The following is a 20,752-nucleotide window of genomic DNA, read 5'->3' as shown; positions in this document are numbered from 1 at the left end:
TCTCCTTAAATTTTTTATTCGCCTTTAAACTCAGCAACTCTCTTCTCAACAAATGCCTTCGTCCCTTCTTTCATATCATATGAAGAGAAGATATCTCCAAAGTGCTTCGCCTCGATTGCAAGTCCCGCTGGAACATCAAGATCATTTCCTTCATTCATTACAAACTTTGAAAGCCCAACAGCAAGCGGAGAATTTTTAGAAATCTCCTCAAGTGTCGCTGTCGCCGCCGCAATTAACTCATCTTTAGTTGCAAATGTTTTTACAACAAGACCAATTTCTTTTGCCTCAGCTGCCTTCACGTTTCTACCAGTATAGATAAGCTCTTTTGCTTTATTTCTTCCAATAATTTTTGCAAGTCTTTGCGTTCCACCAAAACCTGGAATTAAACCAAGCTTCACTTCTGGTTGACCAAATACCGCGTTCTCTGTCGCATAGATAAAGTCACATGCCATGGCCATCTCACAACCACCACCAAGCGCGAAACCATTTACACAAGCAATCACTGGGTATGGAAGCGCTTCAAAAAGAAGTGTTACTTCTTGTCCAAGTTCAGCAAAGTCAAATGCCTCATCTGTTTCCATCGAGCTCATTTCAGCAATATCAGCCCCAGCAATAAAGGCCTTCTCACCTGCACCAGTTACGATCATCCCTTGAAGTTTTTCACGGTTGTCACTTAGGTCAGAAAGAAGTTCTTTAAGCTCCATAAGAACTTGCGAGTTAAGCGCATTAAATTTCGCTTCTCTATTAATTGTTAAAACACCAAACTTCGAGTTTAGTGTTTCGAAAGTAATTGTTTCAAATGTATTAGTACTCATAAACACCTTTTCCAGACTTACGTCCAAATCTCTTCGCTGTTACGTATTTCTTTAGAAGTGGGCATGGTCTATATTTAGTATCTCCCAATCCTTCGTGTAGAACTTCCATAATTGCTAGACAAGTATCAAGTCCGATGAAATCAGCAAGCTCCAGTGGACCCATTGGCTGATTACAACCCAACTTCATAGCATTATCAATACCCTTAGCATCTGCAATCCCTTCATACAGCGTGTAGAACGCTTCGTTGATCATTGGCATAAGGATTCTATTTACCGCAAAACCTGCTACATCATCTGCACGAACAACAGTTTTGCCCATCTTTTGAGCAGTTGCTTCAACAAGTTCAATTGTTTCAGTACTTGTCTCAAGTCCAGTAATTGTCTCAACCAGCTTCATCACCGGAACAGGGTTCATAAAGTGCATCCCCGCAACCTTCTCAGGTCTATTTGTATTCGCCGCAATTTCAGTGATCGAAATAGAAGATGTATTTGAAGCAAGGATCGCCTCAGGCTTTACGATCTCATCAAGATTTCTAAAAAGCTCAAATTTGATTTTCTTATTCTCAGTTGCGGCCTCAACTACAAGATCACAATCCTTAAGGTCTTTAAGATCTGTCGTCGCAGTTAGGTTTGCCAAAGTCGAGTCAACAAATCCTTGGTCCCACTTACCTTTTTCTAGCCCCTTCGCTAGTTGTTTTGCGATAAAATCATGTCCAAATTTCAGACCGTCCGCATTTATATCAAACATAATTACTTTAAATCCGTTCATCGCACCAACTTGTGCAATACCGCGCCCCATTTGACCTGCGCCAACAACGCCAATTAGCTTCACTTCAGACATGGAAACTCCTTTGAAAATTAGAACTATATAGATGATAAATCCTGAAGATAATACACAGGTGGCACCCTTTTGCCAACACAACTAAAGCTAGAATTATTCGGCATCTTGGTCTATAATCTCATAGATTTTAAGAAGTTAGACTGAATCTCTAAAAGATAAATAATGCGAGGCCTAAAAAATGGTCCCATCATCAAATTTTATCTTGCCAAATTCCGAAATTCTTCTTATAAATTGATTTCTGAAAAATAGTTAAAAGTTGAATTAATAGTTAACGTTAGGAGTTCATTGTGGCAAACCACAAGTCTGCAAAAAAAAGAGCAAAGCAATCGATTGTTAGAAACGAAAGAAACACTGCAAGAAAATCAGGTGTTAAATCAGCAATCAAGAAATTAAGAACTGCAATTACTGAAGGTAACAAGCAAACTGCTGGTGAGCTTCTTGTAAACGCACAAAGACTTCTTGCTAGATTAGCAAAAACTGGAGTTATCAAGCACAATGCAGCTGCTAGAAAAACTTCTCGTTTAGCTGACGCTGTAAATAAATTATAATCTAAAGATTGTAATTAGATCTTAAAAAGATAGAAGAGGGTTAGTACTCTCTTCTTTTTTTTATTTCTTTTTTTTAAATAGCCAGAAATTCTTTTCTTAGTTCGTCGCGAAACCACTCACTCTTTTGCTTACACATTAATTCGTATTTTCCAAACTTCACAAGATAATCCGCAATCTCATCCTTAGACCATTTCTTGGATGCTAAAGAAATCCCTTGATCGTATTTAGAAAGCTTCGCTTTTCCAGACATATAACTTGGATCGATTATTTTTACGAGATGCCCCTGAAGAAAACTAAAGAACCCTCGATAAAGGTCAAAATCATTTTCGATAATTAATAGAGAAAGATAGAACCTCTTAAGATTCTTACTATTAAAAAGATCTGCCAACTGAAAGTTATCAAGATGCTTTTGCTTAATGAGAGTTTTGACCAAATTCAAATTAAGCTCTTCCGGTCTATAAGAAGAAAGATTCATTAAAGCATTATAATACTCGTAAGCAGTTGGTTCCAAAGATGTAATCAAGTGATCCTTAATATCAAAACTTAGCTTCACATTGAAAAACTTTGCGAGGACATCAAAGTAATCGCTCATTTCCCAAAACTTTGGACCCTCGACAACAATATGTTCAAACTTCTTAACAAGTTCTTTGTCAGAAAATTTTTGATGAGTAGAGAAAATAATATTCACATCATCTGGTATTTCGACTTCCTTAAGTTTTTCACGAACCTTGGGATTTAGTTGTTCGCTTAAAAGACAAAGGTATGGGCCATCACTGCCAAAAAGTCCGATAGAGAGAAGTTCATTCTCAATCCAGTCACGATCAATATCCACCCCGAAAACCTTCTTGTAATCCTTCTCAACTTTATCAATAAAGATTCTTTCCAAGAAGCAGTCTGGAAACTCAATTAGTACCGCACCAGACTTAGGAATTGATTGTTTTATTTTATCAAGATTTTTAAATGATATTTTAGAAGGCATTGGTAATAACCTCATGAAAGTCTGTTGCCAAAGTCTTCCCACTATCAACAATCGACTTTCTAAGTTTTCCCTGGTTCTGTACTCCCCTTAGAGGAGCACCACTCGCTAAATCCCCAACAGGGTTTTCTATAGAATAGGAACCACTGATTGAGAATGTATGATGGAATACTGTACGAGGAAAATCAGAAGCATTGAAATTATAATAACCTGTGAAGAAATCAATCTCCTCACGGGTTGGGTTTTTTAATACAATAATTTCAACGTTTAACTCATAACCACCTGAAGTTGGAACCTCAAATGCATTACGCTTTCCAATAGCATCTTGTTGATCTTCAGTCATAAGCGAGCTTGTACGAATAAACTTTCCGCGCTTACTAAGTTCTTTTGGTGTAATAATCCCAAGCATTAACGCGTCTTCATTCTTAATGTCGCCAGCGGTAATCTTTAAGTTTTTGAATTTTGAAAGTGCTGAGATAATTTCACGAGTATAAACAGAGCTTACTTTTTCTAAAGTTGTTTTATTAATAAACACAGGGACCGCAATAGAGTGAACATCGGCCTTCGCTAAAGGATTCTGATTACTACGAAGTTTATACCCTGCACAACTTGTAAGAAGAAATAATAATACTAATGATTGAAAAATAGATCTCATAATCATACTATGGCCTAAAAATGAAGAATTCGTCCAATAATTAATGCTGGGTATATATGAAGTCTATTAAAGACCTACTAAATGATAATAACTTTGGAACATATACAAATTACTCAAAGAAGAGCGTTAACTCTAAAGGCGGAGATATCTTCGATTTTCTTGAATTAATCAATCGCTGGAGTGAAATTGTCGGGCCCAAACTTTGTGAGCACACAATCCCACTTAAGATGCAGCACAAGTCATTAACTGTTCTAACTTCACACCCTGTTTATGCTCAACAACTTTCTTTCATGGAAACGCCAATCATCATGAAAATTGAGCAAACATTTCCTCAGATGCAGGGACATATAAAGAAGATTTTCTTCAAGGCCGACAATGCATACTTTCAAAAACAAGTTAAGCAAGCGACACAGAAGCAAGTGGTAAAACAGGAATTCAAGCAAAAGTGGCACAAGCAATCACCTCAGTATAAGAAGCTTGAACAACAGGCACTTCAAAGTCTTGGGGATATCGAAGATCAGGAATTAAAGGAAAAACTAGTTTCGATCTACATTCAGTTAAACGATCCTGAATAAACCGGCACCATTAAGATCTTTAACAAGATTAAGCTCTCGCTTATTTTCAACAGCAATTTTTTCGATTATTGAAATTTCATCTTTTCTAAAAGAAAAATACATTCTTCCATTAGCATTTAACATTTTAAATAATTTTCTAAAAATATTTTCGAGATCAGTTTCTTCGAATATGCGGCAAGTATTTTTATTCACATCAGGGGATGGCCTAGAGTTTTTACTATTAAAATATGGTGGATTAATAGTAATCAGATCAAACTTTACTTCTCTGTTAAAGGATTGAATTTCATCGATTACAATATGAGATGTTCTACTTGGTATATATTTTTGAATATTCTTTTCTAGCGACTCTAGAAACTCTGCTTGTTTCTCAATGAAGTAGGTCTCATTAATACTTTTGTTTCTTAATATTTCAATACCAATAATTCCACAGCCACAAGCAGCATCCAAAAATGTTTCAATTTCACTCTCCCCTAGCTCTTTCAAGACTAGCTTAGAAAGTTCTAGCGAATCTTCGTTGAAGTGATAAAACTCTGGTTGGTAGAAATTATCATCAATCATTTTTCAAAGTATTTAAAATTTTTTTTATATCTTCGATATTCTCTCCCTCTCTAGCAATAGAATAGTCATTACCAGAGAAGAGAATTATAGTTGATGATTTTCCACTTAACTGAACATCAAACTGTGGTTCGTAGAATTTAGTATGAGAAGCATACTTCTTCCAAAAACCATGCGCTTCATCAGTGTCAACCATCGGTGGATTCTTTGTAATATTCAAGCTTGTTGTTGAAATTGGACCGTCATTTTCCTCAATAATTCCATCGATGATCTGAGAGCTTAGTACACGAATACATGCAAATTCAGTATCCTTAAATGGCTCACTTGGAAGAGTGCTTTTAAACTTACTCTTAGCAAAACCGAAAGTAGTCCCAAGATTTTTTAATTTTTCTAGGATTTCAAATTCATGTTCAGAAAGATTGATATGAGACTCCACCATCTCAAGAGTATTAAATAATAATGAAAGAGGTTTGTCGGCAGGAGTTTGTTTTATTTTTGCAATTTCAATATAAGTTTCAGGGTCATAAATATCTCCCCCTATTCCCCAGACAGTATCAGTTGGATAAATATAAATTTGGGCCATTTGGAATTCTCCCCTAGAAAAGTAACCAGCCTAGATTATCACTATTTTCATATCCTAATTCTAATAGCTTAATTATACCATAAATGCCATATCCATCTTTGTTCGTCAGCTTATCGTACTCATCTTTCTTAATATTGAAGGTTGGATTTTTAAACTGTGAAGACTTTTGAACAAGTGCTTTTTTGATAACTTGATTCTCAAGAGAAGTTAAGATTGATTCTCTCTCATATAGGGTAACATTATTCCAACTTGTAACGATCTTAGTTGTTAACCTGTCTCTATCCTTCTCATCTCGAGGGTAGTAGTATTTAAAAAGACCAAAATTCACTATCTCAATTTCTTTAGAAATTGGAAGTTTGAAATATGCTACAAGTAAATTTTCTTTTTGAGACTCATCAGTGAGTCTTTCAAACCAATACCCAGGATGAGACAGTGAGTACTTATAATCACTTAATGAGAAATCGACATTAGTCGAAAACAGTTCTCCTAGAAATGAATCTATTTGATCAGAAAGCTCTTTATCCTCTAAAGACTCAAAAGATTGAATGAACATAACTTTTAACTTCTCATCAACACCGGATTCCCAGACCCACTTAAATGACTTTAAGAGAAGTGTCTTTAGTTCCTCTCTTTCTTTCGGATCTATACTTTTCTCAATTTCGATGGCCATATAACGAGCAGGGATGCTCAGCATTTTTGAAATATAAAACTCTGCTCCACTAAAATTTCCAACTTGAATATTAACCATCATTGAAATAAATAAATCGGCATAAGTATTCTTCTTAAAATACTTCTTATAATCTCGATTAATAATTTCACTCTTTGTTCGTTCCTGACCCATTAGATATCTGAAATCTTCCAGATATGTAGAGTTTTCTTTGTAGACACGGGCCTTCTTTTTACTAATTTCAACAATGTTGAAATCTGGTTTTTGTAATTGAAGTAAACTAGGCACTAGTTGGGCCAGCGTAAGTCCCGTATCAGAAATTAGTTTTAGCGATGTTGAAAATTGAGAAGAACATTGTTTTGTGAAATTATCCCACTTCTCGAGATTTCCTGTTCTTCTCATCAAGATATAGAACATTTGCGTTTGAAAGTTTTCAGCTTCCGAACAATCTTTCGGTACTCCACGATACTCAATTATTTCGAGATCAATACCTTTTAATGTGTATTTAACATTGAGATCTCCCCATGAAGTGGAGACTTTTTTTTTTGATAAACGCGAACTTCTTGAGCGTTTGCTACGGGTACGAGCATATTTAAACCGCGATTTACAATGCTCTTTCCTAGAATTGATGTGTAGTAAAAATAAATTCCATAAAGAAGGATAAAAATAACAAGTACTGCGAGATACAGTAGAATCTTGTCGTTCTTTTTCTTTAACTGCTGAACTTCTTCAGTATTTTCTGCTTTCTTTTTCTTCTTCTTTTTTTTCTTCGTAGGTTTTGGCATTTCCTGAAGAACAGGCTTTGACTTAACCTTTTTAGTAATTTTTTCTTCAGTTGTTTCAACCTCAGGCGGGGTTTCGCCTTCGCTTAGAATAACTGGACTATCATCAGTGAGTTCCTCATCTTCAAGGTCCTCAACATTTTTAAGCGGCTCATTCTTTTCATCTTCAAGAACTGAATCGATATCGTTATCAGTTGCCTCAGGCGCATCAAAGTCTGGATACTCAAGATCATCCGCCTCCGGCATGATGATTTCCTCTTCCTCTGCACTTTCATTCTCAACAAGAGAAAGTTTATTCGAAGATGGCGTAAAGTCGACATCGATCTTTACTGCTTCAACTGTAATATTTTTATAATCTTCTGGGTCTGGATACTCGAGATCATCTTGATCAGGAACAAGTGTCTCCTCATCATCATCCGCCCCTACTTTTACCTGTACTGGAGCTGGATCAACTTTAACAACCGGAGGAGGTGCTGGAATATCATTGTATTCGGGCTCATCAGGAGCGAAGCCATTTATTGCAACGACAGTTGTTGCTTCACTAACAGGATTAAATGGTTGAGGAACATCGCCATAAACATATTGATCAACAAGCTCTTGCTCTTTAACCCAGAACCAAAAACCGTTTCCAGAGCATATCTCATCATCAGGAGTCAACGCTCCTTTTGCGAGAAGTTCCTGTATCTTATTTTTAGATACTGGACCTAGAATTTTATTTTGTTTGGTCCTTATTAACCAAATGCTCTGTTCAGACATAACTTATAAGAAAAATCCTAGAAGACCTTTTAAGTCTTCATCGTTAAATTTAAGCCCAGCACTGAAAATATATTGGGCCTTATTTGTAATGTCTTCAGCTTGGATTTTTCCAAAGAATACATTCCATAATTGTATTTCTGTTGATAGACGAAGATTTGCTCCGAGGTCTTCTCTATAGTCAAATACCTCTGCACTAACCATTGTTCCAATGTTATTGAAGCTATAATCGACTCCAAGACCACCAGTAGACTCTATTAAACCACCACGGAATGTCCAATCTTGAACTTTACGACCAACTTGAACATTAAATCGATACGAATCTTTTGATCTAACTTTTTTATTTTCTTCGGTAAGAACTCCACCAATAGTTGTTTTCGTGATTGTTTCTGTCTCAGGACCAAACTCTGAAGTTGAAATTCCAAGAAGATAAAATCTTTCAGGTGCTGGAAAAATTTTAAGTCCAGCTGTCGTTTCACTTCCACCAGCAGTTGAATTTACACCTGTGTAAACACTAAGCTCTGTTCTAATATTATCAACTCGAGCAACGATTTTCTTAACTCCGGCTAGAGTTTCTTTAACTTCATCAGCAATATCATCTTCAATTAAGAATTTTCCAACAGTCCCCTTACCGTTACGTACGTCACGCACAATACTTTCAAGGTCCTTCATCATATTATCAGTCTTAGCAAGAATTCCTTTAAGGTCTGCTATCGCACTTGCCGGCTCATCTTTATTCATCTGATAAGCTAATTGCTCTGAGAAAGAGTCAAAGTTTGCGATAATGCTATTCATTTTCTCTTCATTTCCAGAAACAACATTCTTTAAAGACTTAGTTACTTCTTTTGTATTCTTCATAATGTCTTGAACATCTGCGAGAATAGCTTTGATCGGAGGGGCTTCTCCTGGAGGAACAAGTGACTCTTTAATAGAGTTAACAATAACTTTTACATCTTTCATTACTTCACTTGCATCTTTTACAAGGGACTCAATTCCTCCCCCTTCAATAGATTCGATAAATGAATTTTCTGAAAGTCTCTTATCTGATGTTCCAACTGAAATTTCTAAAAATTTATCACCAAGAAAACCCACCGACTTAATCTTAAGTTCTGAATTCTCTGTGATTTTAACTTTTTCAAGTACCTCAAAATTAATGAGGGCCTTATTTCCTTGAAGTTCAATTGTTTTAATTCGACCCGCGTTTATACCGGCAACCTTAATAGGAGTTTTAGGAAAGATTCCTGAGGCATCACTAATGATCGTTCTATATGTTACGTAGGATCCGAACCCTGACTGATTTGAAGTTACCATTAAAGACATAACAACAATTGCAATCATTGATCCAATGGCCATTAGGCCTACTTTAAATTCATTCATTTATTTCCTCTCTCCTAGAGGTTTATAAACTCTTGCACTAATGGATTAGTAGAGTTTTTAAATTCCTTCGCTGGTAAGTACTCAACAATATTACCACGGTTAAGAAAAGCCACATAGTCGGAAATTTCTAGCGTTGCTTTTACATCATGTGAAATAATAATTGAGCTTAATTCTATGTCTTTGTGTATTTGTCCTGTTTCAACAATAAGGTCGTTGACCATTTTTGTCGTGATTGGATCGAGTCCAGTAGTTGGCTCATCATAGAGCATAATACGCGGACTAAGTGCAAGCGCTCTTGCAAGTCCTACCCTTTTTCTCATCCCTCCAGATAATTCACTTGGAAGCTTATCATCTGAAATTTCTTGTAACCCTACAGCTCGCAGAAGCTTATTTACTTTTGTCGCAATCTCTTCTTCCGTCATTTTCGTAAATTCTCGAAGTGGAAATGCAACATTTCCAAAACTCGTCATTGAATCAAACAGGGCTGCATATTGAAAGAGCATTCCAAAATTTTGGCGAAACTCTCGCAGCTCCATCTCATCAAGCTTAGTTAAGTCCTTACCAAGAACTTCAACACTTCCACTTGTTGGCTGATGGAGTCCCAAAATATGCTTTAAGAGTGTCGACTTCCCTGCTCCAGAAAAACCAAGAATTGTTGTGATTTTTCCCTTAGGGATATCAAAACTAAGATTATTTAAAACTGTATGTCGCCCAAATTCCTTGGTAACATTTTTTATTCTTACAGCTGGATTTTCAAAATGTAACAACTTTATATCCTTATAAAATTTGAATTAAAAAACTTGTGAGGAAATAATCAAGAACCAAGACTGAAATCATTCCCCATACAACAGCAAGGTTTGTTCCCTTACCAACTCCCTCCGCTCCTTTAGTAACAGAGAAGCCAAAGTAAGTTCCAATAACAGAAACAACAAAGCCAAAGAAGAAGGCCTTGATCACCCCTTGCATGATATCGCCGATAAACATAAAGTCAGAAACTTTTGAAAAGTACATAGCCTCATCAATAGACAGAGCTTTTGTTCCAACAATAAATGAGCCTATATTTCCAACAAACTGAAAAACGATTGTTAATAATGGAAGACTCAAAGTTCCTGCTATAATTCTTGGGACAGCAAGATACTGAATACTATTAACACCCATAACTTCTAGAGCATCAATTTGCTCAGTTACTTTCATTGTTCCAATTTGTGCGGCCATCGCTGCACCAGCTCGCCCAGCAACAATAAGACCAGCGAGAACAGGTGCAAGCTCTTTTGCAAGAGTCAGTGCTGTCACCGGACCAACAAGAGAATCAACGTTAATAAGCTTGAATCCAAAATACGTCTGATAGGCCATAACCATTCCAGTGAATGATCCGGCTAAAATAATAATGAATAAACTCTTATTACCAATGAAGTGCATTTGCTCAAAGAAAAGCTTACGACGAAATGGTGGCCTTATTGACCAATAGAAAAACTCATAAATAAAACGAAAGATTTTTCCCAAACCTTCAACATTTTTTATAACAATTGAACCTATATCTTCGACATAAGTAACGATTTTACTTTTCACAACTTCCATAAAACTATTATAAGCCTTATGGAAGATTTTGCTAGAAATTTTAACGTTTTAAATAGACCTTCGGGACACGAGGCGTTAAATGAATAAACACTTCATATGGAATTGTTTTTGACTGATCACAAATTCGCGAAAAGTTTTCGCTTGAATGATCCCAAACAACAAAACGATCACCAATATGGAAATCACCTTTTTCAAAAAAGATCTGTGCCATATCCATATTTACACGACCAACAACTTTACCAACATTACCTTCGTGTAAAATCTCTACTCCTTGATAACGAGTCGAAAAACCGTCTCCATAGCCTAGCGCGATGATTGCAATCTTTCCCTTACCTGGACATGGTGAAGCTCCATAACCAATTGGTGCTCCTTTTTCGATATCAAAAGTATTAATAATAACTGTTTCAAGGGATGAAATTAGTTTTCCCTTCCACTTACTGAGGTGACGATACTGCGGAAGTAATGACGTTGGTCCATACATCATCAGCCCTGGCCTAATATGAGTTTCCTCTAGACCATAACCTTGCTCGATTGTTCCAGAATTTGCCATTGAAGATTTTAATATACTGATGCCCGAATCTTTTAAAATATTTTTGATGTTCTTGAAATTCTCACGCTGTTCAATATTTCTTTTATTCGTTTCCATTGGTAACGATGCACTCGAGAAGTGTGATAACAAGTGATAAACTTCTTTTCTTCCATGTTGCTTAAGTTTTTTTACTACTTCCTCAGCATGAGAGTAATGAATACCAAGGCGATTCATTCCAGTATTAAACTTTAATGTCAGTGGAAAGTTCTTAAAGTCTTGATCCTCAAGGAAGTAATCCAAATCAGACTCATTTGATATCACAGGAATAATCCTATAATTCAGATAAATTTCTTTTGCTTGTTTCAAGACCAATTGAACATCAGAGAAAACATAGATCTCAAAATTTCCATCAGGAATTTCTTCTCGAAGTTTTAATGCTTCTCCTACAGACGCGCAACCAAACTCTTTAATACCTAATTCAAAGTGTGCAAATTTAACAATTGGTACCATTCCATGGCCATAGGCATCTGCTTTAACCATGAAAAGGACTTCGTTATTTGGTGCTATTTCTTTTAGACAAGAGTAATTATATGCCAATAAGGAGAGGTCTATCTCCATTTGACTTCTTATTCTCATAGATATGCTTCTCTTTTGTGAGCTTTGTCACCTTCAAGATTTCTCACTAATGCATACTCAGAAAAAGGAATTTCCGCTACGTCAATTTTCACAGCTTGAATTTCAAATAATTCAAGGCCAGCAAAATATTTTTTTAGAGACAATCTTTGACAGAATTCTTTAGCTGCAGCAAATGCTTCTTCAAAAATAAAATCATCAACAACAAGAATTACTTTTTCAAGACTTGTTGTATAGATCTCACCGTCAGAGATAATTGTAGCTAGATTTAACCTAAGATCTTTCCAAAATAATGACCAATTAAATTCAACATCTTTTCTTAATTCTTTAAAATCAAAAATATCTGAAAGATCAAAAGCTAAAAGATGTGAGTTAGAACTTCTATCTTTTAGCTTCTCTAATAATTCAAAAGTAGATTTTATATCGTTATTCTGAACACTCTTTTGCTCTAATCTTACCGACTGTGCATAGGCTCCAGAAATTGTACTTTCAACAATTTCCCAATCAAATGAGAAGAGTGTTGAATCATCGATTTCTAAAAGAAGAAGTGAATCTATTGTTTGGTTATCATTTGAAAGAGTAAGCGTGATAATCGGATTTTTTGTTAATGTCGCAGTAATATTTTGTGTGAGCTCAATTGCGTGCTCATCAATCGCAGTATTCTTTTTTCCTAGCCAAATCGCAGGAATATTTAAACGCTTTCTACCGTTAATTTCAGTTGCAACAAGACGGGCTCCCCCTTCTTGCAACTCAAGATGAGAATAACCTTTAACGTAATCTCTACCATCAAATACATTTGCAATCATCTCAGCAAAATCGAGTCTTGCTTTCATATTAGATGAGACATCTTTTAAAATAGAAAAGATTTCATCACGATAAAAAAGCTTTTCTTTCATCGACTCATTTGATTTTAAGAGAGCTTCTTGCTTAGGAGCAAAATCATGCTTAAAAGCTTGGTAATATTCAACTTCGTTAAGAAGCTTTTGAGTGCTATTAAATCTCACAAGAATATTTTTTACTTGTCCACTTAGATCACCACTCGCATTAACATAGCCTAAGTGATCAATTGAGTATGTTGGAGCAATTTTCGATACTGAAACTTCGTCATAGTAAAAAGCAAATTGAGTGGCATTCATCTCCTTACGGAAAACAATTGGCGCACCTTCATAGATACAAGAGTTGATATCGAAAATAACAAAATCAAATTTCGCTTGAATTTGAGCAATTAGAAAATCTTCAGTTGATTGAAAACAATCAGGAACAATATTCAGCTTTTTAAAAACTTTCCCAAGGTCGTTGGCCGTCTTTAAACTTGTTGAAAGAATTGCTACTTGAGGTACTAATTTGCTCTGTGTCATATTTCAGCTCCTGCACTATGGCTCACTGAACTATTTCATCATAAATTTCGCAAACCGTCTAACCTAAACTGCGCCAGTGTAATGGTGTTGGAAATCATGAGAACCTAATTAGGTTCTTTACCTTGGGAATAACGTTTACGACTGCTCCATATAGTTCGAGCTATCTCTCGAATATTCTGGAAATATCCTCAAATACTAACACCATTGCAAGGGGGCAGTTAATTGGAGACACTTGAAAGAAGATCGGTCAGGGTCACGCCGATCCCAAACCTTTCGGCCTTGTGATTGTAATCAATGAGAGACATTCCATAGCCATAATTAATTTTTGTAAAGAGCCTAACCCCTTCCGTCAGTGGATAACTATGGGAAAGTTCAACGCCCATAGAGTGTGTCCCAGGAATGACTCGAAGCCCCAATCTATTTCGCCCATAAACTCGATCAACCCTTATTTCACCGAAACCAATAAACTTTTCGGTATCAGGATTTTCGTCTTTCTTATCTGGATCCGGTAAGCGGTACCAAAGAGTGGGAGTGACGATAGTTTTTCCAAAAACAAAAGCACCTCTCACAAAGAGACGATCCCAGCTTCGGGACAATTCTTGTATTTGGCCATTAGATTGGTGCATATAGCCGAAGTCATACGCTACAATCTCTCCACCTAAGAACTTAGTAGGATTATCCATAACATTTCGAGCAAAAATTTCAGGATTATAATTTGTCTCTCTAAATTGTCTCGACCACGGTTTGTTATACACTTGCCACCAAGATTGCTGTGTATAACCAACAAAGAGATTGAAGTCTGAGTTGAATGTGTCCTTACTAATTAGAAAAAGAAAGCTTATTTGAAACTCAGCTTCGATTCGTCTGTTATAAGCGCCGCGATCTTGAAACTCACTTCTCTCAGTTAGAATCTTATATGACTCATTATTAGGAGTGTTGTTATAAGAAAATGGAATTAAAAAAGTTCCCTTGTGCGGTAAGAGAGCGTACTTCTTACTAAGTAGATCATTGTATTCATTTTTAATTTTACTTTCAAAACCGTCTGCCGCAGAAGTTAGGTGAAGAAGAGAAAAAAGAACAAGAAGAAATTTATTTTTCACGAATATTCTCTACTTATTCACAAAGGTAACAAGCTCTTCAACAGTTTTAATACCGCGGAGGTCATTTTCACTTAAATGAAGGTCTGCTGCTTGATACGTAGGGAGTCTTTTATTATAAAGATCCTGCATAAAGGCCTTACCTTTTTTCATTAAAGGTCTATCTTCCACCGACTGTAAACGTTTATAGCAAGTTTCAAAATCAGTATTAATAAATATCAGCTTCCCATCAACATTTTTAATATGCTCGAGAATCTCAGATGATTCGAGGGCACCCCCTCCAAGGACAATTAAATAATTATCTTTAAAATTTTGGTGAAGAACTTTGATCATATCAATTTCATCTTTTCTAAATTCGTCGATACCGATTTCCTCGATATAATCACCGAGATGATCATGTCCACTTCCCATGCGATTAAAAATCTCTTCATCAAGGTCAAAAACACCAAAACTATCACTCACGGAAAACTTTTCAGCAAATGTTGTTTTTCCAGCACCAGAAAATCCACAGATAAATAATTTCACAAGAACTCCAAAATAAAAAAGACCACTTTTTAGCGGCCAAGTAAAGATATCATAATGCTTTGGAGGTTCTTAATCAACACCTAGACGCTTTAAGACGAGATGACTCTGATAACGATGAGTAATTACTTTAAAAAGGTTAACATCCTTTTGCTTATTAATTTCATTCGTGTAGAAAATATTATAGTCGGAGTAGTCGACGCTATTCTTCGATGTCTCGAAATCTGAAGATGATCTCCCAGATATAGTTTGCCCTGATTCATCTAAGTTTGCGAAGAATGAATTCTCACCAATTATTTTCTCAAGAGAATCATTTTCTTTATCTTTTGATGGGCCATTCATTTTATTTAGATTTTTTGAACTGCCCGAGTATAAAAGAGAAGGTGAAGCCTGTTTCGTTTCATTTGTTGCTTCGATAATATCATTTTTAAATAACGACTTATTAGCAGCCAGAAGTCCAGGCGATGAAAACTCTTTTATAAAATCATCTCTTTCTTTGTCGGTGAACCCAGCTTTCGCTTTCTCAACATAATTTCTAGCTTTGCTATCCAATGTTTTCGAATCAAGTGCCTTATCAAGTAATTTACCAACAACTTTCTTTGTTAAACGATACTGACCGTCAGTTGCATAAGCCTGAAGCTTAGAATAATCCCCCTTAAATGCATCATCCATTGCACCTCTTGCTTTATCAAAGCCAACCTTATTGGAAACCTGAGTTCCTAGTTTACTTGATTTTGTTAAAGGCATTGTTTTAAAACCACTCGATGCCGAGAGAGTATTACATTTTACAAGTTTACTTTCTGAGGATAAGCAAAGCCCACTTGTCTTATAAGATAGATTTGAAGAGGAAGATTGAGAATTCGATTTATTTTTTGCCGTTGATCCAGTTGAAGCTTTTGAACTCGATCTTTTACCGCCATTCATTGCTGTTGACTCTACGGATGGTGAAGTTGTCGTTACTAATTTATTCTCTATCTCTTCACCTTGTGGAACAGCGATTTCACTATCAGCAACACTAAGTTCTCCTTCATCCCCTTCTTGATACTGAAGATGAAATTTAGCAGCAAGTGCACGTGTAATATCAAGTCCCTTTTTGGCGATATCAGCTTTTCCTTCTGTTCTCGCTTGTGCCTTCCCCTCTGCGGATGCTGAAATTGTTGCAGTAGCAAGAGTAATCGCTGGAGGTACTGGACTACACCCACTCATTGGGAACGAACAAATAACAACTTCGACTGCTGCAGCAGCTTGAACAAGTGTAAATATTGTTTTTAAATTTTTATGGGCACCTGCTTTTTCTTTTGCGGCCTTATAGATTAGTTCAAAAGCTTCGATTTCAGAAAGTAGTACTTGATATTGAATATCATTCTTATTCTCATGTGTTTTTTCATAAAGAACACGAAGTTTTTCTTTGGCATTTTTGAAGAGTCCATCGTACTTATCATGTCTATTCTTTTGATACAGAAACGCAAGCAAAGATACAGCTGTTCCAAACTTACAAGAATAACAAGATCCTTCAAAAGAAATACCAATACCGAGAGAACCAAGAATATCTAATTCAATGGCAGCTGTTGCTGCAACTGCAATTCCTCCACTCATTGTATTTGAATCTAAGGTTTCATTTCCAATCTTTTCAATATTATTAACTTGTTCTTTTTGATTTTGATAAGCAAGCTTATTACTCTCAAGCTCTGCTTCACATTTTGATTTCTCTTCCCCACTTAACTGCTGACATTCAGATAAAGCATAATCACCAACTACGGACTCAGTCCCAGCATTTGCAAGTTGGATATGGGTTATCAGAAATATGAACACAATAAGAGTTTTCATCTTTCTATATTATCTGATTTTTATTTACGAGAGGAACAAACAATAGCAGCTCTATAGATTTCAGTGACTTAGAAATAAAAAAGGGCCCTTTCGAGCCCTCATTTTATGTGCAGATTAGAGTTTTGGTACTTCAAACCCTGCTTCAGAAAGATCCTCCAAGGACTCCATCGCCTGAAGAAGCATTGTAAGTTTTGGCGTCACAAGATTTTTAACATCCGGCCCCGCATGAACTAGTTTATCAAGTTCTGCTTGCCATGCTGGCTCATTCCATGCGTCAACGAAATTAAAGATTTCTCTTTGTGCTTCATATCTCCTGACTTCGAAGCATCAACTTTCGCTTTTAACGAACCTGTAATTTTTAAAAGCTTAGTATATGTTGTAACAGAATCACCAAGTGACATTTTAATGGCACCAAGTTCTTGCAGTTCAAGTCTTACAACATCAAGAAGAGTTGAAGACGCTTTTGAAACTTTACCCGCAATACTTCTATTCCAACCGTAAAGCTCTCTAAGTTGTACGACAAGTTCTCTCATTGTCTTAATAGAGTGTTGAATTGAAGTAACATGGTCGTAATCTTCAAGCAGCTCGTCCATGATTGAACCGAAAGCTACGATGATACGAGAATTTTCCTGTACTCTCCAGTCGAGTACTGACGTTGTGAGTTTACCATTCTTATCTTTCTTTTTTAAAAGCTCGATCCCCTCTTTTAGCGCGGCTTCAAGTCTAAGCGTATGACCCATATCAGACTTACTGATATTCCCTTTAAAGATTTGTAATTGTCTAAATACATTTGAGTAAGCGCTTTCAAGAACAAAAGTAGCGCCGGACATACTTTGTACAAGATCGCCAACACCACCAAGAAGAGTAACTTCACTTATTTCAGGTGACCAACTTGTAATACGAGAAACTTCAACATTAGAAGCATGATCTACACTATACTTCGCAGCACTTGTCTGGCGACCTGAAGGTATTAAAATTCCTTTAGAAGGACTTGTTGATGAAATCTCGATAGAGTCAATTCCGTTACCCGTAATTGAAGTTATTGGAAGTAAGGAACTAAATGTCATCACTCCATTAGAACAGTACATTCCGCCAGTTCCCTTCTCAAGTTTACCTGAGCACCCCATATGAAATCCAATTCCTTTAATTTCGCATACCTTAGACTTGCCAGAACATAACGATACGATGTTAATCGCTTTCTCCCCAGTAACAGGGTTCTCAGATACGCTTCCAGCATAAGCTCCCGCACTTAGCAATAGAGCGAGTGCCATTTTTTTTGAATATTTATTTCTCATTTTCATTTCTACTCCATTATCCTTAGTCTAACTTTGGTACTTCAAATCCTGCTTCTGAAAGATCCTCTAAAGATTCCATCGCTTGAAGAAGCATTGTAAGTTTTGGGCGTGACAAGGTTCTTAACGTCTGGTCCAGCGTGAACTAATTTATCTAACTCTGCTTGCCATGCTGGCTCATTCCATGCATCTACAAAGTTAAAGATTTCTCTTTGTGCTCTCATATCACCCGACTTCGCGGCATCAACTTTTGCTTTAAGGGATCCAGTTATTTTTAAAAGCTTTGTGTATGAAGTAACAGAGTCTCCAAGTGACATTCTAATTGCCCCAAGCTCTTGCAGTTCAAGTCTTACAACATCGAGTAGAGTCGATGATGCTTTAGAAACTTTTCCACTTAAGCTTCTTCCCCATCCGTATGAGTCACGAAGCTCAGAAACGAGAGTTCTCATATTATCGATAGCTGTTTTTAATGTTGTTACATGATCGTACTCTGTAAGTAACTCATCTAGAATCGAACCAAAAGCAACAAGAAGTCTCGCATTTTCTTGAACTCTCCAATCAAGAATTGAATACTCATACTTTCCATCCTTAGTTCTCTTATTTAGAATATCCTGACCTTCCTTCAATGCTTTTTGAAATCTTTCAGTATGCCCAATGTGAGACTTAGCAATGTTATTCTTAAAGTTCTTTAACTCCTCTGATACAAAAAAGTAAGTCGATGAAAGTGCATCATTTAATGAAGAGGCCGTTTCCTTTAAATCACCATGAATTGTTTTCTTCAAAGTTATTTTTTTCACAAGTATCGAGGCAGAGTCTCTGCGAACTTTAATTTCCTTTATATATCCCTGAACATTGTGCGCAGCTAAAGCATAAAGACTTGAAGAAGTATTTTTCACTTGAACTACTCCAGGTGTTGAGTAATCAAAGGTAGCACTCCTCCACTCATAATCCATTCGAGTAATTGGATACTTTTGAGATTGAATAGAGAGAACTGTATTTGAATTTGCGCAATAAACTCCATCACTATCCGTTCTCATATTTCCACTAGAACAAGATAACATAACTCCACTATCAGCTAACTTACAACTTTCTGCATAATTACATCTATCAAGATCGTCTAACTTTACAATTAGATCAGCGGCATGCACAGAAGATAGAACTCCAAGTGCAACAATTCCTTTAGTTATAAGATTCATCTTTCTCTCCTTACTCAGCTAGTTCTTCTTCAAGGAACTTAATTGTTTCCCCAATTCGATTTTGCTTCACATCCGTGTGCTCTAGCACGTCCTCAAGAATAGAAAGAAGATCAGCAACTAAATACTCATGCTCGCTATTTTCAAGCTTATTAAACATATATGTTCTATTGTCACGAATAATTTCGGCCATCTTAAGAGCTCTTAAAGTCTTAATTAAACTTCTCGTATTTCTTTCATTTTCCGAAGCTCTTTCATACATTGCGATTTTCTTAAGCGGTCTTAATACATTTGTATAAAGTGGATCAACTGTTAAATCATCTCTTACAAGTGAATCATCAATCCCATCGATTAGATTAAGAACCTCAGCACCCCAAGAAGTCTCCATCGCTCTATCTCTACTATAACGTGGTCCTTTTGGAGCTTGTGCTGGAGTAAAGATTTTATAATCAAGAACTCTTGCACATGTTCCTTCAAACGTCAGTTTTAGTTCCTGAACATTTCTTCTAATTCTAAATGTGTAATCTGGATCATATCCTGGGATACCAATTCTTTGCACTTTTACACCGTCAGCATATACGTGAATAAAGCCATCATTTCTAATTCCTTCCGCTGCAATAAAAACTCTTTCGACATATGATCCGTCTAAGTTTTTTACAACCTGAGCACCTGGACAAAATTTTCCGGTATCACCTTTAATGGCCTCTGCCTGAGCTGCTAATGGTAATAATGTTGCTAATCCTACAAGTGATGTTAAAAATATTTTTTTCATATAATGATCTCCAATTAAAAGTTTCTTTAAAAATTATTCTAGGTTGATGTCGTACTTTTCGCTGATATCTTCTTTGATTGTTTTTAAATCAATAGAAAGCATATCTAGTCTTTGATCCATAACCATTAATGTCTTATCAAATAATGGGGCAGCATCTATGATTTTTTGCGCAAGCTTTTTTGCTTTCATGTACGTTTTTAAAGAGTCAGCATCCCTTGCATCATCAGATGCCTGTGTTTCAATGGCCATTCTTCTAATTGGTTGTACGTAATCTACAAATTCTTGCTCAGAAATTAATCCCTGATCTCTCATTAGGAAGTACATTTCATGAACTGAATCAAGAACATGTTTTCCCCAATCATCAAGGCTAAACTTTGATCTTTCTGCAAGTGAAACTTGAGAATAAGAATTATAGTTTTTTCTAGTCGTGAATACCTGGAAGTCTAAAATTGCAACTTTAGAGTTGGCACGAGCAACAACTTCAATCTTTTTAACTTTTCCTCTAACTACTACTGGATAGTCTGGATCAAAACCTGGAACTCCAAGAGTTGAAATTAGTTCGCCATCTGCATATACATCCGCAAATGAAAATTGTGATTGCTTACCTTCTGCGAAGATTAAAATTTCTTCTACATATTTCGGAGCCCCCAAATCAAGTTCAATTCTCTGCCCTGACTTAAGTGTTCTAATAAATTCTCTTTTTGATTTCCCTGCATATCCATCTTTTAAATCGATATCTGCGTAGGCGTTGAATACGTTTGCAAGTAGTAGCGTCGTTAAGAAAAGTTTTTTCATCGTGTTGTCTCCGTTATATTTGTAATTTT

Annotated in this window: 22 protein-coding genes; 2 read left to right on the top strand and 20 right to left on the bottom strand. The window is 36.2% G+C overall.

Features of this window, described 5'->3' with window-relative positions; genetic code table 11:
• Nucleotides 1–14: 14 nt before the first annotated feature.
• Together M900_RS08590 and M900_RS08585 are read right to left on the bottom strand one after the other, a co-directional pair.
• The gene (locus M900_RS08590) at nt 15–815 is read right to left on the bottom strand and encodes an enoyl-CoA hydratase/isomerase family protein (RefSeq protein WP_021274470.1); all 801 of its coding nucleotides are present in this window, start codon (nt 813–815) and stop codon (nt 15–17) included.
• A complete protein-coding gene (locus M900_RS08585; protein ID WP_021274352.1) occupies nt 805–1,656 on the bottom strand; it encodes a 3-hydroxybutyryl-CoA dehydrogenase in 852 nt (283 codons plus the stop codon). The genes M900_RS08590 and M900_RS08585 overlap by 11 nt, the downstream gene beginning before the upstream one ends.
• Before the next feature lie 287 nt (nt 1,657–1,943).
• Here M900_RS08585 and rpsT point away from each other — a divergent pair, with 287 nt between their 5' ends.
• Complete coding sequence (gene rpsT, locus M900_RS08580) at nt 1,944–2,204, top strand: 30S ribosomal protein S20 (RefSeq protein ID WP_021274773.1); 261 nt, start codon at nt 1,944–1,946, stop codon at nt 2,202–2,204.
• Between the two features lie 73 nt (nt 2,205–2,277).
• Here rpsT and M900_RS08575 read toward each other — a convergent pair whose 3' ends face one another.
• Together M900_RS08575 and M900_RS08570 are read right to left on the bottom strand one after the other, a co-directional pair.
• Nucleotides 2,278–3,198 (bottom strand): hypothetical protein, encoded by a 921-nt coding sequence (locus M900_RS08575; RefSeq protein ID WP_198295984.1) that lies wholly within the window; start codon nt 3,196–3,198, stop codon nt 2,278–2,280.
• Nucleotides 3,173–3,835, bottom strand: coding sequence for a hypothetical protein (locus M900_RS08570; RefSeq protein WP_157680598.1), 663 nt, complete (start codon nt 3,833–3,835; stop codon nt 3,173–3,175). Before M900_RS08570 ends, M900_RS08575 begins: the two co-directional genes overlap by 26 nt.
• Nucleotides 3,836–3,891: 56 nt before the next feature.
• Between M900_RS08570 and M900_RS08565 the strand changes: the two genes are divergently transcribed.
• A complete protein-coding gene (locus tag M900_RS08565) occupies nt 3,892–4,410 on the top strand; it encodes a DUF721 domain-containing protein (RefSeq protein ID WP_021274451.1) in 519 nt (172 codons plus the stop codon).
• Here M900_RS08565 and M900_RS08560 read toward each other — a convergent pair.
• From M900_RS08560 to M900_RS08485, 16 genes are all read right to left on the bottom strand, one after another.
• Nucleotides 4,393–4,968, bottom strand: coding sequence for a methyltransferase (locus tag M900_RS08560; protein ID WP_021274310.1), 576 nt, complete (start codon nt 4,966–4,968; stop codon nt 4,393–4,395). The two genes, M900_RS08565 and M900_RS08560, sit on opposite strands and share 18 nt — an antisense overlap.
• Nucleotides 4,961–5,548: an L-threonylcarbamoyladenylate synthase gene (locus M900_RS08555; protein WP_021274757.1), complete on the bottom strand. Its 588-nt coding sequence runs from the start codon at nt 5,546–5,548 to the stop codon at nt 4,961–4,963. The genes M900_RS08560 and M900_RS08555 overlap by 8 nt, the downstream gene beginning before the upstream one ends.
• A gap of 13 nt (nt 5,549–5,561) precedes the next feature.
• Nucleotides 5,562–6,617: a hypothetical protein gene (locus M900_RS08550; RefSeq protein WP_198295983.1), complete on the bottom strand. Its 1,056-nt coding sequence runs from the start codon at nt 6,615–6,617 to the stop codon at nt 5,562–5,564.
• A 92-nt stretch (nt 6,618–6,709) separates the two neighbouring features.
• Nucleotides 6,710–7,753, bottom strand: coding sequence for a hypothetical protein (locus M900_RS08545; protein WP_021274493.1), 1,044 nt, complete (start codon nt 7,751–7,753; stop codon nt 6,710–6,712).
• Nucleotides 7,754–7,756: 3 nt separating this feature from the next.
• Complete coding sequence (locus M900_RS08540; protein WP_021274648.1) at nt 7,757–9,127, bottom strand: MlaD family protein; 1,371 nt, start codon at nt 9,125–9,127, stop codon at nt 7,757–7,759.
• A 14-nt stretch (nt 9,128–9,141) separates the two neighbouring features.
• Nucleotides 9,142–9,894 (bottom strand): ABC transporter ATP-binding protein, encoded by a 753-nt coding sequence (locus tag M900_RS08535; protein WP_021274321.1) that lies wholly within the window; start codon nt 9,892–9,894, stop codon nt 9,142–9,144.
• A gap of 10 nt (nt 9,895–9,904) precedes the next feature.
• Complete coding sequence (locus M900_RS08530) at nt 9,905–10,705, bottom strand: ABC transporter permease (RefSeq protein WP_021274382.1); 801 nt, start codon at nt 10,703–10,705, stop codon at nt 9,905–9,907.
• Between the two features lie 40 nt (nt 10,706–10,745).
• Nucleotides 10,746–11,870 (bottom strand): alanine racemase, encoded by a 1,125-nt coding sequence (alr, locus tag M900_RS08525; RefSeq protein WP_021274516.1) that lies wholly within the window; start codon nt 11,868–11,870, stop codon nt 10,746–10,748.
• Complete coding sequence (locus tag M900_RS08520) at nt 11,867–13,225, bottom strand: hypothetical protein (RefSeq protein ID WP_021274619.1); 1,359 nt, start codon at nt 13,223–13,225, stop codon at nt 11,867–11,869. Before M900_RS08520 ends, alr begins: the two co-directional genes overlap by 4 nt.
• A 218-nt stretch (nt 13,226–13,443) precedes the next feature.
• Nucleotides 13,444–14,325, bottom strand: a complete 882-nt coding sequence (locus M900_RS08515; protein ID WP_021274730.1) for a phospholipase A — start codon at nt 14,323–14,325, stop codon at nt 13,444–13,446.
• A 9-nt stretch (nt 14,326–14,334) separates the two neighbouring features.
• Complete coding sequence (locus tag M900_RS08510; protein ID WP_021274335.1) at nt 14,335–14,847, bottom strand: shikimate kinase; 513 nt, start codon at nt 14,845–14,847, stop codon at nt 14,335–14,337.
• 69 nt (nt 14,848–14,916) lie between these two features.
• Nucleotides 14,917–16,671, bottom strand: coding sequence for a hypothetical protein (locus M900_RS08505; RefSeq protein ID WP_021274511.1), 1,755 nt, complete (start codon nt 16,669–16,671; stop codon nt 14,917–14,919).
• A gap of 230 nt (nt 16,672–16,901) precedes the next feature.
• Nucleotides 16,902–17,972 carry a hypothetical protein gene (locus tag M900_RS08500; RefSeq protein ID WP_021274573.1) on the bottom strand — a complete coding sequence of 357 codons (1,071 nt, stop codon included), beginning with the start codon at nt 17,970–17,972 and terminating at the stop codon, nt 16,902–16,904.
• A 35-nt stretch (nt 17,973–18,007) separates the two neighbouring features.
• Complete coding sequence (locus tag M900_RS08495; protein ID WP_021274505.1) at nt 18,008–19,159, bottom strand: hypothetical protein; 1,152 nt, start codon at nt 19,157–19,159, stop codon at nt 18,008–18,010.
• A gap of 10 nt (nt 19,160–19,169) precedes the next feature.
• The gene (locus M900_RS08490; protein ID WP_021274392.1) at nt 19,170–19,928 is read right to left on the bottom strand and encodes a hypothetical protein; all 759 of its coding nucleotides are present in this window, start codon (nt 19,926–19,928) and stop codon (nt 19,170–19,172) included.
• A 33-nt stretch (nt 19,929–19,961) separates the two neighbouring features.
• On the bottom strand, nt 19,962–20,723 hold the full coding sequence (locus M900_RS08485) for a hypothetical protein (RefSeq protein ID WP_021274610.1): 762 nt from the start codon (nt 20,721–20,723) through the stop codon (nt 19,962–19,964).
• Nucleotides 20,724–20,752: the final 29 nt, after the last annotated feature.

Origin of the sequence: Bacteriovorax sp. Seq25_V, from assembly GCF_000447795.1 — a bacterium.
GTDB lineage: Bacteria > Bdellovibrionota > Bacteriovoracia > Bacteriovoracales > Bacteriovoracaceae > Halobacteriovorax_A.
This window is presented reverse-complemented; position numbering and strand designations above follow the sequence as displayed.

Coding starts and splice junctions, on each gene's coding strand:
- M900_RS08590 (WP_021274470.1), bottom strand. CDS start 815: ATGAGTACTAATACATTTGAAACAATTACTTTCGAAACACTAAACTCG.
- M900_RS08585 (WP_021274352.1), bottom strand. CDS start 1,656: ATGTCTGAAGTGAAGCTAATTGGCGTTGTTGGCGCAGGTCAAATGGGG.
- M900_RS08575 (WP_198295984.1), bottom strand. CDS start 3,198: ATGAGGTTATTACCAATGCCTTCTAAAATATCATTTAAAAATCTTGAT.
- M900_RS08570 (WP_157680598.1), bottom strand. CDS start 3,835: ATGAGATCTATTTTTCAATCATTAGTATTATTATTTCTTCTTACAAGT.
- M900_RS08565 (WP_021274451.1), top strand. CDS start 3,892: ATGAAGTCTATTAAAGACCTACTAAATGATAATAACTTTGGAACATAT.
- M900_RS08560 (WP_021274310.1), bottom strand. CDS start 4,968: ATGATTGATGATAATTTCTACCAACCAGAGTTTTATCACTTCAACGAA.
- M900_RS08555 (WP_021274757.1), bottom strand. CDS start 5,548: ATGGCCCAAATTTATATTTATCCAACTGATACTGTCTGGGGAATAGGG.
- M900_RS08550 (WP_198295983.1), bottom strand. CDS start 6,617: ATGAGAAGAACAGGAAATCTCGAGAAGTGGGATAATTTCACAAAACAA.
- M900_RS08545 (WP_021274493.1), bottom strand. CDS start 7,753: ATGTCTGAACAGAGCATTTGGTTAATAAGGACCAAACAAAATAAAATT.
- M900_RS08540 (WP_021274648.1), bottom strand. CDS start 9,127: ATGAATGAATTTAAAGTAGGCCTAATGGCCATTGGATCAATGATTGCA.
- M900_RS08530 (WP_021274382.1), bottom strand. CDS start 10,705: ATGGAAGTTGTGAAAAGTAAAATCGTTACTTATGTCGAAGATATAGGT.
- alr (WP_021274516.1), bottom strand. CDS start 11,870: ATGAGAATAAGAAGTCAAATGGAGATAGACCTCTCCTTATTGGCATAT.
- M900_RS08520 (WP_021274619.1), bottom strand. CDS start 13,225: ATGACACAGAGCAAATTAGTACCTCAAGTAGCAATTCTTTCAACAAGT.
- M900_RS08505 (WP_021274511.1), bottom strand. CDS start 16,671: ATGAAAACTCTTATTGTGTTCATATTTCTGATAACCCATATCCAACTT.
- M900_RS08500 (WP_021274573.1), bottom strand. CDS start 17,972: ATGAAAATGAGAAATAAATATTCAAAAAAAATGGCACTCGCTCTATTG.
- M900_RS08495 (WP_021274505.1), bottom strand. CDS start 19,159: ATGAATCTTATAACTAAAGGAATTGTTGCACTTGGAGTTCTATCTTCT.
- M900_RS08490 (WP_021274392.1), bottom strand. CDS start 19,928: ATGAAAAAAATATTTTTAACATCACTTGTAGGATTAGCAACATTATTA.
- M900_RS08485 (WP_021274610.1), bottom strand. CDS start 20,723: ATGAAAAAACTTTTCTTAACGACGCTACTACTTGCAAACGTATTCAAC.